The organism is Neptunicoccus sediminis, from assembly GCF_001719615.1.
Taxonomy (GTDB): domain Bacteria; phylum Pseudomonadota; class Alphaproteobacteria; order Rhodobacterales; family Rhodobacteraceae; genus Amylibacter; species Amylibacter sediminis.
The window spans coordinates 1-12,658 of record NZ_MDVX01000011.1 but is presented as its reverse complement, the minus strand read 5'-3'; the positions used below and the strand labels follow the sequence as shown (position 1 = coordinate 12,658).

General features: G+C 58.5%; 14 protein-coding genes. 13 read left to right on the top strand and 1 reads right to left on the bottom strand.

Annotated elements, in window-relative coordinates; genetic code table 11:
• Window positions 1-51: 51 nt before the first annotated feature.
• Together BFV97_RS11150 and BFV97_RS11145 are read left to right on the top strand one after the other, a co-directional pair.
• Window positions 52-462, top strand: a complete 411-nt coding sequence (locus tag BFV97_RS11150) for an MbcA/ParS/Xre antitoxin family protein (protein ID WP_069300455.1) — start codon at window positions 52-54, stop codon at window positions 460-462.
• 20 nt (window positions 463-482) lie between these two features.
• On the top strand, window positions 483-1,163 hold the full coding sequence (locus tag BFV97_RS11145) for an RES family NAD+ phosphorylase (protein ID WP_245667715.1): 681 nt from the start codon (window positions 483-485) through the stop codon (window positions 1,161-1,163).
• Window positions 1,164-1,170: 7 nt separating this feature from the next.
• On the opposite strand, the gene BFV97_RS11140 is transcribed toward BFV97_RS11145, so the two are convergent.
• Window positions 1,171-1,593 (bottom strand): Lrp/AsnC family transcriptional regulator, encoded by a 423-nt coding sequence (locus BFV97_RS11140; protein ID WP_069300453.1) that lies wholly within the window; start codon window positions 1,591-1,593, stop codon window positions 1,171-1,173.
• A gap of 156 nt (window positions 1,594-1,749) precedes the next feature.
• On the opposite strand from BFV97_RS11140, the gene BFV97_RS11135 reads away from it, so the two are divergent.
• The 11 genes from BFV97_RS11135 to BFV97_RS11085 all read left to right on the top strand — a co-directional run.
• Complete coding sequence (locus BFV97_RS11135; RefSeq protein WP_069300452.1) at window positions 1,750-2,814, top strand: saccharopine dehydrogenase family protein; 1,065 nt, start codon at window positions 1,750-1,752, stop codon at window positions 2,812-2,814.
• 121 nt (window positions 2,815-2,935) lie between these two features.
• Complete coding sequence (locus BFV97_RS11130) at window positions 2,936-3,688, top strand: FadR/GntR family transcriptional regulator (protein ID WP_069300451.1); 753 nt, start codon at window positions 2,936-2,938, stop codon at window positions 3,686-3,688.
• Window positions 3,685-4,659, top strand: coding sequence for a D-erythronate dehydrogenase (gene denD, locus BFV97_RS11125; RefSeq protein ID WP_069300450.1), 975 nt, complete (start codon window positions 3,685-3,687; stop codon window positions 4,657-4,659). Before BFV97_RS11130 ends, denD begins: the two co-directional genes overlap by 4 nt.
• Before the next feature lie 74 nt (window positions 4,660-4,733).
• Window positions 4,734-5,705 carry a TRAP transporter substrate-binding protein gene (locus BFV97_RS11120; RefSeq protein ID WP_069300449.1) on the top strand — a complete coding sequence of 324 codons (972 nt, stop codon included), beginning with the start codon at window positions 4,734-4,736 and terminating at the stop codon, window positions 5,703-5,705.
• Between the two features lie 72 nt (window positions 5,706-5,777).
• Complete coding sequence (locus tag BFV97_RS11115) at window positions 5,778-6,284, top strand: TRAP transporter small permease (protein WP_069300448.1); 507 nt, start codon at window positions 5,778-5,780, stop codon at window positions 6,282-6,284.
• Entirely contained in the window at window positions 6,281-7,561 is a 1,281-nt protein-coding gene (locus BFV97_RS11110; protein WP_069300447.1) for a TRAP transporter large permease, read from the top strand. Before BFV97_RS11115 ends, BFV97_RS11110 begins: the two co-directional genes overlap by 4 nt.
• 3 nt (window positions 7,562-7,564) lie before the next feature.
• Window positions 7,565-8,449: an L-threonate dehydrogenase gene (gene ltnD / locus BFV97_RS11105; protein WP_069300446.1), complete on the top strand. Its 885-nt coding sequence runs from the start codon at window positions 7,565-7,567 to the stop codon at window positions 8,447-8,449.
• Complete coding sequence (gene otnK, locus BFV97_RS11100) at window positions 8,449-9,684, top strand: 3-oxo-tetronate kinase (protein ID WP_069300445.1); 1,236 nt, start codon at window positions 8,449-8,451, stop codon at window positions 9,682-9,684. The genes ltnD and otnK overlap by 1 nt, the downstream gene beginning before the upstream one ends.
• A complete protein-coding gene (gene otnC, locus BFV97_RS11095) occupies window positions 9,684-10,331 on the top strand; it encodes a 3-oxo-tetronate 4-phosphate decarboxylase (protein WP_069300444.1) in 648 nt (215 codons plus the stop codon). The genes otnK and otnC overlap by 1 nt, the downstream gene beginning before the upstream one ends.
• The gene (locus tag BFV97_RS11090) at window positions 10,328-11,101 is read left to right on the top strand and encodes a hydroxypyruvate isomerase family protein (RefSeq protein WP_245667713.1); all 774 of its coding nucleotides are present in this window, start codon (window positions 10,328-10,330) and stop codon (window positions 11,099-11,101) included. Before otnC ends, BFV97_RS11090 begins: the two co-directional genes overlap by 4 nt.
• Before the next feature lie 345 nt (window positions 11,102-11,446).
• Window positions 11,447-12,658: GMC family oxidoreductase (locus BFV97_RS11085; RefSeq protein WP_245667712.1), on the top strand; the 1,212-nt coding region annotated here is incomplete at its 3' end.

The following is a 12,658-nucleotide window of genomic DNA, read 5'->3' as shown; positions in this document are numbered from 1 at the left end:
CTTGCCAAATGGCATTATATGCGCTATATAATGCCATAAAGGAGGCCCTCAATGGCGCTGCACCAGTTGGAAACCAAAGCGCAGGATTTTGCGCCCGACCCGATCACCGATGCCGAGGCTGCCGCGATGTTGCGTGCGGTTTTGACCCTGTTTGAAAAATGGGGCGTGATTGATGAGGAGGCCGCGACACTGCTCGATCTTCCGGTGCGAACCTATCGTCGCTGGAAATCGGGGCAGCTTGGGCGGCTGGATCGGGACACCAAGGCGCGGTTGTCCAATCTTCTTGGCATCCACAAAGCCCTGCGCCTGCTGTTCAGTGAACCGCAACGGGGTTACGACTGGATCAAAGCCGACAATGCAGCGTTCAACGGCCAGTCGGCACTTTCTGTGATGCTGGGTGGTGAACTGACAGACCTGATGCGCGTGCGCCGCTACCTTGATGCAGAGCGCGGCGCCTGGTGATCTTGCCGCAGGATGTCCCCGTGAACCGGATTGACTGGACCGGCGCGGTGCGGATCATCCGCAGCGTCTATCCCCCGATTGATCTGTTTGAAGACATCGCCGCCCCCGAGGACTGGCCGCTGCTGATCTCTGCCGAGCAGAAAACCAATCCCCGACTGATGGAAACCATCGGAAATCTGGACCTGATCCCCGCCAACCGCCGTGTCGGGGGGCCGGGCGCCAGCTATCTGATGGCCCCTTTCACCCATACCAGCACCGACCGACCCAGCCGGTTTTCAGACGGCCGTCGTGGTGTGCTCTACGTAGCAGACGATTTTGAAACGGCGGTTTACGAGACAATCCACCACCACGCGCGGTTCATGGCGGCTACGGCACAACCGCCGGGCTGGACATCCCAATTCCGCGAACTGATACTGGATGTGCACGCCGATCTTTACGATCTGCGGGGGCAGGGGGCGGATGCGCTGCTTAACCCTGACAGCTATCAGGTGGCGCAGAATTTCGGCGCAGCGGTGCGGGCCGCGGGCGGCTCAGGTATCGTCTACCCGAGTGTACGCGGTGAAGGCGATTGCGCCGGATTGTTTTACCCCGATCTGGCCGCGCCGCCGGTGCAGGGGCGGCATCTGGACTATCATTGGGACGGAGCTACCGTTGATCTTATCCGTGACGCGGGGGATGGCACTGTGTTTCGGGTGGATTGATCCGAGATTAGCGGGCCACCGTCATCAGGCGAATATGGCTTTGGGTTTGGGCCACATCCTTGATCGCGCGTATTTTGTCGAGCAAGCTATCCAGCTCCCGCAGGGAGCCGGTGCGCAATTCCACCACCAGATCAAATTCACCGCTCAGGGTGGAAATATCCATCACCCCTTCGATCCGCTTTAGAGTTGCGATGGCAAGTTTTCCATCATCTGCCGCGACACGGATCAGGGTAAAGGCGCTGATCTGCCGGTCTTGCGGCCCATCGCCCAGCTCAACCGTGAAGCGTTTGATAATCCCCTGATCCTGCATCCGCCCGATCCGGTTCTGCACCGTTCCGCGCGATACGTTTAACTGCGCGGCCAGATCGCTCGCACTGGCGCGGGCATCTGTGGCAAGCAGGGTCAAAAGCCTCTGATCCGTGTCGTCCATATCCGGTCCTGTCCTCTATCGTTCTGACATTATGCCAATAATCTGGCGAATTGCTATAAATATGTGTCTTTTGTCTAACGCCGGAATGTTTGAGCTTAGGGGCGGAAAACAGGCAGGCGGGGAAAAACCCGCCATAGGGTTAAAGGACAGAACATCATGAAAACAATCGCGGTTTTAGGATTGGGAAAAATCGGAACGCTGGCGGCGGAGTTGCTCCACGATGCGGGGTTTACTGTCATCGCCCATGACCTGCGCATGAATAATCGGGAGCTGCCGTTTGAGGTGCGTGCCACGGATGTTCAGGATGATGCCGCGATCAAATCGGCCTTCAACGAGGTGGACGCGGTACTGTCCTGCCTGCCTTATCATCTGAATGCCAAGCTTGCCCGCGCCGCACTGGCAGCGAATATACATTATTTTGATCTGACCGAAGACGTGCCGACCACCAAGGCTATTCTGGAAATGTCAAAATCCTCTAACCGCTTGATGGCCCCTCAATGCGGGTTGGCGCCGGGGTTCATCGGGATTGTCGGTGCCGACCTGATCGCGCGACTGGATGATTGCCGGTCCTGTAAAATGCGGGTCGGGGCGTTGCCGCAGAACCCGACGGGGCTGATGGGGTATTCCTTTAACTGGTCGCCCGAAGGGGTGGTCAACGAATACCTGAACGACTGCGAAGTTCTGGAGAACGGCGAGATCAAATCCGTCTCCGCGATGGAGTGGATGGAAAAGCACTATATTAACGGCGTCGAACTGGAAGCCTTCACCACCTCCGGCGGGCTTGGGACCATGTGCGAGACCTACCTCGGGCGTGTGCCGAATATGGATTACAAGACCATGCGTTACCCCGGCCACGCAGCGCAGATGAACTTTTTCTTTCATGAACTGCTGATGCGGGAGCGGCGTAAGGAAGCGGGCGAAATCCTTGTGAATGCAAAACCGCCGGTGCGCGATGATGTGGTTTACGTCCACGCCGCCGCTGAAGGATGGCGCGGCGCCGATCTGGCCCGCGAAGAATTCGTGCGCGCCTACAAGCCCCGCGAACTGGCAGGATCGACACGCACGGCAATCGCATGGACCACCACCTGTTCTGTCGTGGCGGTCATGGAAATGGTGCGCGATGGCACATTGCGACAAAGCGGGTTTCTCAAACAGGAAGACATTCCGCTGGACTCATTTCTGGCCACAAAAACCGGCGCTGTGTTCCGTCGGGACGGCTAGGGGATGTGACCGACGTAAATTCCAGTCCTCTGCTCGTTTGAATCCGTTTGACTCCGCTCTGGTCTAGTGGTCTAGTAACCAGACCAGTTGGTGTGCAACTGGTCTTTGGCGGAGGACTCGGATGGGCGAAAACGCTCTTTTGGCTGGACAGAATACCCCTTTGGAGAAGGTCACGCACCGCTCCGTCAAGGATGAGGTGGCAGAGCGTTTTGCAACGCTGATTGCCTCTGGTGTGCTGAACGTCGGGGATGCCTTGCCAAGCGAGCGGGAACTGGCCTCTACAATGGGTGTCAGCCGCGAAACCATCCGCGGCGCTTTGTTGATCCTGTCCACCAAAGGAATCGTTTCCGTTGTGCAGGGCGCGCGCACCAAGGTCGTGTCCGATGATGTCGGCGGGCTTGGCCTGTCCGCTTTCTTCAACGGTCTGGTCACGGAATACGCGCTGGAAGACGTACACGAAGGCCGCCTGATGGTGGAAGAACGTGTGGCGCGATTGGCGGCACAACGGGTGAAGCCGGAAACACTGGCTGCCATTGAAAAGCTGATCGACGCACAAGAAGCTGCAACGGGCGATCCAGTGCGCTTTTTGATTGCCGACCGTGCGTTTCACACAACCGTTTACCAATCCTGTGGCAATGCGGTTTTATCCGATCTCGCCACGACCCTTTATTCATACCAATTGGATCACCGCCGCCGTGCAATCGGTGCACCCGGCGCCATCGCCCAAAGCATCGCGGATCATCGCGTCATCCTTGCCGCGTTACAGGCGGGGGATGCGGATGCGCTGGCCAATGGCTTGGGCGTTCACGAAAGACGAATCTACGACAGCACGCGGGCCGTGCTTGCGACAACACAAAAGAAGGCTTCCGAATGAAAGTTACCATCATTGGCGCTGCGGGCATGATCGGCCGCAAGCTGGCAGAACGTATCGCGCAAACTGGTGCACTTGGCGGGCAGGGGGTCGACGCCCTGACGCTGGTGGATGTGGTTGCACCCGACGTCGCCAGCGATTTCAAAGGCCCGCGCGTGTCCTATGCCGCAGACCTGACCGAAGCCGGAGTTGCTGCCAAGCTGGTCGCTGACAAGCCGGATGTGATCGTGCATCTCGCAGCGATTGTCTCCGGAGAGGCCGAGGCCGATATGCACAAAGGCTACCGCGTCAATCTGGACGGTACACGGGCCTTGCTGGAGGCGATTGCGGCACTGCCGGATTATTGTCCACGGATGATTTATGCCTCGTCGCTGGCCGTATTCGGCGCACCTTTCCCGAGCAAGATTTCCGACGATTTCAACCTCACGCCGCTGACCAGCTATGGCACGCAAAAGGCGATGGGCGAACTTCTGCTGAACGATTATTCGCGGCGCGGTATTCTGGACGGAGTCGGTATCCGTTTCCCCACCATCTGCATCCGCCCGGGCAAACCGAACAAAGCCGCGTCCGGCTTTTTCTCGGGTATCCTGCGAGAGCCGTTGAACGGTCAGGAAGCAATCCTGCCGGTTGACGATGACGTACGCCACTGGTTTGCCAGCCCCCGCGCGGCTGTTGGGTATATCGAACATGCCGCAACAATGGACACGGCCCCGCTAGGCGCGCAACGTTGCATGACCATGCCCGGCGTGTCTGCAACTGTGGCCGAACAGATCGAGGCCCTGCGCGCAGTGGCCGGAGACGAGGCCGTCGCCCTGATCCGCCGTGAACCCGATGCGACGATTGCCAGCATCGTTGCGGGCTGGCCCCGTGATTTTGACACCGTACGTGCCCTTGAAACAGGGTTCCGTGCCGAGAATTCTTTCGAGGAAATCATCAGGATTTATCTCGAGGATGAGATGGGCCAACCGGCCTGACTGGGAGGGGCGCGTTCATATTACACCACGCGTCACAAAGACCCTAAGACATTAATACCATTGGAGGAACCAAAATGAAACATACCGTATTCGCAGTGGCAACTGCGCTCACCGCGCTGAGCTTCACACCCGCACAGGCGGAGCAATCCATCGTGATCGGCCACTCTTTGTCGCCCACGTCCCACTACGGTGTCGGCGCAGATGCCTTCATCGCAAAACTCGAAGAACTTTCGGGCGGCGAATTCACCGGCACGCAAGCTCCGGCAGGTCAGCTTGGGGGTGAGCGTGACATGATCGAGGGTCTTCAAATCGGCTCTATGGATGTGGTGATCACCTCCACCGGACCGCTTGGCAACTTTGTTCCCGAAGTTTTCGCGCTCGACCTGCCGTTCCTGTTCCGTGGCTATGACCACGCACGCAAGGTGCTCGACGGGGAAATCGGTCAGGAATTGCTGGCCAAGATCGGTGAGAACCAGCTTGTCGGTCTGGCCTGGTCTGAAAACGGTTTTCGCCATGTGACCAATTCCAAGCACGCGGTGAAAACACCTGCCGATCTGGACGGTCTGAAGCTGCGCACAATGGAAAACAAGGTCCACATGGAAGCCTTCTCCGGCATGGGCGCATCCCCAACCCCGATGGCCTTTCCCGAACTTTTCACAGCGCTGCAACAAGGGGTTGTTGACGGTCAGGAAAACCCTGTAACCGTGATCACATCCTCCAAGTTCTGGGAAGTGCAAAACCACGTATCCCTGACCGGACACGTCTATTCCCCTGCGGTTGTTCTGGCTTCTCCGATCCTGATGGACGGCCTCACAGACGAGCAAAAGGGCTGGTTTGCAGAAGCAGCAAAAGCATCCGCCGCGGCAACACGGGCGGAAGTGAACCGTCTGGAAGAAGCAGGCGTCGCCTTGCTGCGTGAAAACGGCATGGAAGTGATCACCGATGTAGATAAAGCCCCCTTCGCCAAACTGGCAGAGCCGGCTTACGCGGTTTACACCGACAAATACGGCACCGAGCTGGTGACACGTATCCAGAACGTCGAGTAATCGTCAAAACGGCAGGCGCGGGTCCGAACCGCGCCTGCCTGTCCCTTCCCAAAATATCCAAGAGGCTCCGACATGCGCTATTTCCTGCGCCTCGAAAACTTTACGACAGGAGTCGCGCTCAGGCTCTCCATCGCCTTTCTGGTGATCGCTGCCAGTCTGGCACTTTATCAGGTCATCACCCGCTTTGTTTTTGGCGCCCCCTCCACATGGTCCGAGGTGATCACCCGTTCAGCCATGATCTGGTCGGTGTTTCTGGGGGTGGCAGTGGCGTTTAAGCACGGGGCGATGATTTCTGTTGATATGATCCAGAACTCCCTGCCTCCGCGCCTTGGTCTTGCGCTATACGTGCTGGCGAGCATCGGCTCGCTGATCTTTTTCTCTTTCCTGCTGTGGCAGGGGTATCTGATGACCCTGCGGGTCATTCCGCAAAGCCTGTCGGCACTGGAAATCTCAATCGCCTGGGTCTATGCGGCGCTGCCCATCGGATCGGGCTTTATTCTTATCGCTATTCTGGGTGCCATCATCCGCGCTGTCCAAGGGGACTGGCTGGTGGCCCGCAAAGAGGAGGACGCCCTGTGAACAGCGCTCTTGGTCTTTCCCTTGCAATCCTGTTCGTCCTTGGCGTGCCGATTGCGGTTTCGATCGGTCTGGCATCGATCATCGGCATTCAGGCAGAGGGCCGTCTGCCCCTGCTGCTGATTGCACAACGTATGTTTACCGGCATCGACAGCTTCCCGTTGATGGCGATTCCACTATTTATTCTGGCGGGGAACCTGATGTCGGCAGGGGGAATTTCCCACCGTCTGGTGGAACTGGCCAAATCGCTGGTCGGGGGGATTCAGGGCGGGCTGGCCTGTACCTGCGTGCTGACCTGCATGCTGTTCGCGTCGGTCTCCGGATCGTCCGTGGCAACCACCTTTGCCATTGGTGCAATCCTTATTCCCGCGATGGTGAAGCACAACTACCCCAAACCACTGGCGGCCTCTATTCAGGCGTCTTCTGCGGAACTGGGCGTGCTGATCCCGCCGTCAATCCCGCTGATCCTTTACGGCGTGTCCACTGACACCTCTATCGGCAAACTGTTCGTCGCGGGGCTTGGTCCGGGCGTTGTCGTTGCCGGTTCGCTGATGGCACTGGTGCTTGTGATTTGCCGCATAAGGGGCATCGGCAAGGATGACGGCATGGGCCGCGCCAGTCCTGGGGCCGCGCTGAAAGCCGCTTTGCCTGCGCTGCTGGTTCCCGTGGTGATCCTTGGCGGCATTTACACAGGCATTTTCACCCCGACCGAAGCCAGTGCTGCGGCGGTGGCGGCGGCCCTGATTGTTGGCATGGGGCTGTATAAGGAACTGAAATTTGCCGATCTGGCCGGAATCCTGAAAAAAACCGTGATTTCGACATCTGCGATTATGATCATCATTTCCGCCGCATCGCTGTTTTCCTTTCTGATCACACGCTCCGGCCTGCCCAATGAAATCGCCCAGTGGTTCAAGGAAATTTTCGAGAGCCGCATCGCCTTTCTTCTGGCTGTAAATATCCTTCTTCTGATCGTTGGTATGTTCATCGAAACCTCGGCGGCGATCCTTGTGCTTGCCCCCATCCTGACGCCCATTGCGCTCAGCTACGGGGTGGATCCCGTGCATTTCGGACTGATTATCGTGGTGAACCTCGCTCTGGGGATGATCACACCGCCCCTTGGGGTAAACCTGTTCGCGGCCTGCTCGGTCGCGCAGTTGAAGGTGGAAAAGATCATTCCGCAACTGATCTGGTTCGTGCTGACGGTGTTCGCCGCATTGATGGTGATTACTTACGTACCCGCAATCACGCTGTGGCCGGTGCAATGGATTTTTGGAGGGTAACGGATGTTGATTGATTGTGTAGGTCTTGGCTCGATGGGGCTGGGGATGGCCACAAGCCTTGTACGCGCCGGATTTGAAACGCGCGGGTTTGATCCCGCCGCTGCCCGCGTCGATCTGCTGACAGAGGCTGGGGGCAAACCGTTTGCCAAGGGTGATACCCCTGCGGATGTGGTGGTCTGTACCGTTCTCAATGCGGATCAGACCCGCGCTGCCTTGTTCGGGGAAAATGGTGCTGCGGCGCGGTTGCGCAAGGGCGGGGTGATCATCTCCTGCGCCACTGTCGCTCCGGCCTTTGCCAGCGAGATGGAAGCCGAGGCAGAGGATATTGGTCTTCTGTATCTCGATGCGCCTATTTCCGGCGGCGCGGTGAAGGCGGCTGAAGGTCGCTTGTCCATCATGGCCTCGGGATCGGAAGCGGCCTTCGCAGCGGCAGAACCTGCGCTGGCGGCAATGGCGGAAACCGTGCACCGTCTGGGGGATCGCGCGGGGCCCGGGTCTGCGATGAAAGCAGTGAACCAGCTTCTTGCGGGGGTGCATATCGCCGCAATGGGCGAGGCGCTGGCCTTTGGCGCGTCCCAAGGGCTCGACCCTGCGCAGGTGGTGGATGTGGTTTCAGTGTCTGCGGGAACATCGTGGATGTTTGAAAACCGGGGCCCCCATGTGGTGGAAGGCGATTACACGCCCCGCTCCAAGGTGGACATCTGGCTGAAAGATTTGGGCATTGTCGGGGAAATTGCAGCCGCATCCGATCTGCCAGTGCCGGTTTCGGCCAATGCACTGGAACAGTTCAGGGCCGCTTCTGCGGCAGGGCTTGGCGATGAAGACGACGCGGCTATCGCAAAATATTTCGCCCGTCAGGGCGGCGTGAAACTTCCGGGGGATGAATAATGTTACTGGGTTGTATAGGCGATGATTTCACCGGATCAAGCGATCTGGCAAACACGCTGGCCAAGGCGGGTATGCGCACGGTGCAGTATAGCGGCGTGCCAACAGACCCTGCCGGCGCGGATGTTCAGGCCGGTGTGGTTGCACTGAAATCCCGCTCCATTGACCCGCAGGACGCGATTTGCCAATCGCTAGAGGCTTTGGCATGGTTGCAAGCACAGGGCTGCGCGCAGATTTTCTTCAAATACTGTTCCACCTTTGACAGCACAGCCGAGGGCAATATCGGCCCTGTCGCCGATGCGCTGGCCGATGCGCTTGATGCCCATAACGTGATTGTCTGTCCGGCGTTTCCGGGGGCCGGGCGGTCGGTCTATCAGGGGTATCTTTTCGTCAAGGACATGCTGTTGAACGAAAGCGGCATGGAAAACCACCCCCTGACGCCGATGAAGGATGCAAACCTGCGCCGTCTGATGGCCGCGCAAAGCAAGAACACTGTCGGGCATGTGCCCGCGAGCGTGGTCTTTGACGGGGCCGCTGCGATCCGAGACTGCATGGCTACCGAGCACAACGCAGGTCATCGCATGCTGATCGTCGATGCATTGCGGGACAGTGACCTGATGGAAATCGGTAAAGCCGCCAAAGGCTTGCCGCTGATTACAGGCGGGTCCGGTGTGGCGCTTGGCCTGCCCGCGAATTTCGGTATCGCGCCGTCAGAGGTGCCTTGGACTCCGCAAACTGGCAAGGCGGCGGTGCTGTCCGGTTCCTGTTCCGTAGCAACGCGGGGGCAGATTGCCTATCACATCGCCCGCCACCCGAGCCTGAAAATTGATCCGGCCGATGTGATCAGCGGCGCACAAACCCCGCAAGCCACCGCACAGTGGCTGTTCGCGGCAGAGGGTCTTCCCCTCGCCTATAGCTCTGCTGATCCTGATGACGTGGCAGCGGTGCAGGAAAAATTCGGCAGCCAAACAGCAGCCAATGCACTGGAAAGCTTTTTCGGGCAAACCGCCGTCTGTCTGGCAGAACTGGGCGTGTCGCGTATCCTGACTGCGGGGGGGGAAACCTCTGGCGCTGTGGTTGAAGCGCTTGGCATCGAAACCTTGGAAATCGGACCCGAAATTGACCCCGGCGTTCCGGCGTTGCGGGCCAGCAATGATTTGGTCATCGCGCTGAAATCCGGTAACTTTGGCACGCAGGATTACTTTGAAAAAGCAGCAAATGTGTTGGGACAAAACTGATGCAGGAAAAAGCGCTGCGAGAGCATATCTGCCTACTGGCCAAATCCATTTTCGACCGTGGTCTGACAGGCGGCAGCACCGGCAACATTTCGGCGCGCACCGAAGACGGCGGCTTGCTGGTATCGCCTACAGGGACCAGTTTCGGGCGGCTTGATCCGGGGCGACTGTCCCGTTTTGATGCCGAAGGCACCCTGATCGGTGGCGATCAACCGACCAAGGAAATGCCCCTGCACAAAGCTTTTTACGACACCCGCAGCACAGCCGGCGCGGTGGTGCATCTGCACAGTTGCCATTCTGTGGCCCTGTCGATGTTGCCCGATGCGGACCCTGACAACTTTCTGCCGGCGCTGACCCCTTATGGCATTATGAAGCTCGGCAAGGTACGATTGCTGCCCTATTTTATGCCCGGTGATCCGGCGATGGGGGATGCGGTGCGCGGACTTGCGGGCAAACGCTCTGCGGTCATGCTGGCCAATCACGGGCCTGTGGTGGCCGGTAAGGATGTAGAGGCCGCCTGCAATGCGGTTGAGGAACTGGAAGACACTGCAAGGCTCGCCCTGATGCTGCGCGGACTGAACGCAAGGGCGTTAACAGATGATCAGGTTCAGGCGCTGGTCACTAAATTTGAAGTGGAATGGGACGCGTGACACGATTTTCAGCCAATCTGGGGTTTTTATTCACAGAAATGGACCTCCCCCAAGCCATCCGCGCGGCTAAATCTGCGGCTTTTGATGCGGTGGAATGCCATTTCCCGTACGACACATTGCCAGCGCAAATGAAAGAGGCGCTTGCAGAAACCGGCCTGCGGATGTTGGGTCTCAACACCTGGCCCGGAGACCGCAGTGCGGGGGATTTCGGGCTTGCCGCGCTGCCGGACCGTGTCGCGGAAGCCCGCAGCGAGATCGCCCGCGCCGTGGATTATGCGGCTGCGGCAGGGGTAGAGGCGGTGCATGTCATGGCAGGGCGCACGGATGGTGGCCAAGCGGCGGAAGACTGCTTTCGCGCGAACCTCAACCACGCCTGTGATCTGGCCGAAGCTGAGGGGATCACTGTTCTGATCGAACCGATCAACACCCGCGATGTGGACGGGTATCATCTGTCCACAATACCCCACGCAGAGCGGATCATAGACGCGCTGGCACGGCCCAATCTGAAGATCATGTTTGACTGCTATCACATGCAGATCATGCAGGGCGATCTGGCCAAAACGCTGGAGCGTCTTTTGCCGAAAATCGGTCACATCCAGATTGCGGCAGTCCCCGACAGGGCAGAGCCGGATCACGGCGAAATCGACTATCGCTGGCTGTTACAGCGGATCGCTGACTGCGGGTATGACGGTTTGGTCGGGGCGGAATATCAGCCCGAAACCACAACCAAGGCCGGTCTCGGCTGGATGAAACACCTCTCCGGTCGTTAGCGGCACTGTACCCGTCTTTGACACCGGGCAGGTTGCATACCAGTCCCGATCCATTCAGAATCGGTGCGCTTAATTCGCGGTAGTGTGGCAGGTCAGGCGGTTATCCCCTGACCGTTTGGACCCTGTAACCCTCCAACCGACTTGTCAGACGCGTGCCGGATATTCCGGCGCGAGAGCAGTCTTTTCACATTTTCTTCATCCCAAACAGCGGGTTAACGACCGCCCTTTAGTGTCGCGCAAAAAAACTGGACAAATGCCCTAAATTTCTGCTCAACTCTCTACATGATCTGCGATTGTCAGTGGAGGGGCGGTCCCGATCAAAAAATTGACTGGGAGGAGTCACACATGAGCATTCGTAAAAAAACATCCAAACAAGAATCCGTCGCCCGTGCGTTTGCGGCGGGCAAAATCTCGCGCCGCGATTTCATGCGCACATCTGCCGCCCTTGGCGTTGCTGTAAGCGCACCGCTTGCGCTTGGTGCGGGTCATGCCAAAGCACAAGCCGCTGAACGGTATGATTATGTTATCATCGGCGCAGGTTCTGCCGGTTGTGCGCTGGCTGCGCGCCTGTCCGAAGATGCAGATAAAACCGTGCTGGTGCTAGAGGCCGGACCTGCGGATGAGAACCAGTTTATTCACATTCCCGCCGCTTTTCCGAACCTGTTCCAGACACCGCTTGACTGGGCCTATATGTCTACCCCGCAGGAACACGCCGACGGCACGCAGCTATATATGCCAAGGGGCAAGGTCTTTGGCGGCAGCAGTTCGATCAACGCAATGATCTACAAGCGCGGCAATCCGGCGTGTTATGACGCGTGGGGCAAGGATAATCCGGGCTGGAGCTACGCGGACGTGTTGCCCCTGTTCAAACGGTCCGAAAACAACGAACGGGGCGCGGATGACAACCACGGCACGGGCGGACCTTTGAATGTGGCTGATCTGCGCGATCCAAATCCGGTGTCGCTGGCCATCGTCGATGCCGCTGTCGAAGCAGGCTATCCGGCGCAGTCCGATTTTAACGCGGGTCGCGATCAGGAAGGCTTTGGGCTGTATCAGGTGACGCAAAAGAACGGCATGCGGAATTCGGCAGCGGTGGCGTTTTTGCATCCTGCGCTGGAACGGGACAATCTGGCGATTCAGGCAGAAGCCCATGTGCAGAACCTGATCCTGCAGGACGGGCGCTGCACCGGCGTACGCTTCAAAGCGGGCGACGAAATACACGAGGTTATGGCCGATGCGGAAGTTATCCTTTCCGCTGGTGCGATCGGGTCGCCGCAAATCCTGATGCTTTCGGGGATCGGTCCGAAGGACGCTTTGGAAAGCCTTGGCATTTCCGTGGCCCATGATCTACCCGGTGTGGGCAAGAACCTGCAAGATCACCTCATGGCTCCAGTGGCGCATGTGTGTACGCAACCCGTAACACTGGCCCACGCGCAAGAGCCGGAACAGGCGGAACTGCTGGGCAAGGGGATGGGGTTGCTGACCTCCAACATCGGGGAAGGGGGCGGCTATCTGACCGTGATGGAGGATGCTCCCGCCCCTGATCTGCAATTCCAC

Coding starts and splice junctions, on each gene's coding strand:
- denD (WP_069300450.1), top strand. CDS start 3,685: ATGAAAGTTACCATCATTGGCGCTGCGGGCATGATCGGCCGCAAGCTG.
- BFV97_RS11135 (WP_069300452.1), top strand. CDS start 1,750: ATGAAAACAATCGCGGTTTTAGGATTGGGAAAAATCGGAACGCTGGCG.
- BFV97_RS11150 (WP_069300455.1), top strand. CDS start 52: ATGGCGCTGCACCAGTTGGAAACCAAAGCGCAGGATTTTGCGCCCGAC.
- BFV97_RS11130 (WP_069300451.1), top strand. CDS start 2,936: ATGGGCGAAAACGCTCTTTTGGCTGGACAGAATACCCCTTTGGAGAAG.
- otnK (WP_069300445.1), top strand. CDS start 8,449: ATGTTACTGGGTTGTATAGGCGATGATTTCACCGGATCAAGCGATCTG.
- BFV97_RS11115 (WP_069300448.1), top strand. CDS start 5,778: ATGCGCTATTTCCTGCGCCTCGAAAACTTTACGACAGGAGTCGCGCTC.
- BFV97_RS11140 (WP_069300453.1), bottom strand. CDS start 1,593: ATGGACGACACGGATCAGAGGCTTTTGACCCTGCTTGCCACAGATGCC.
- BFV97_RS11120 (WP_069300449.1), top strand. CDS start 4,734: ATGAAACATACCGTATTCGCAGTGGCAACTGCGCTCACCGCGCTGAGC.
- otnC (WP_069300444.1), top strand. CDS start 9,684: ATGCAGGAAAAAGCGCTGCGAGAGCATATCTGCCTACTGGCCAAATCC.
- ltnD (WP_069300446.1), top strand. CDS start 7,565: ATGTTGATTGATTGTGTAGGTCTTGGCTCGATGGGGCTGGGGATGGCC.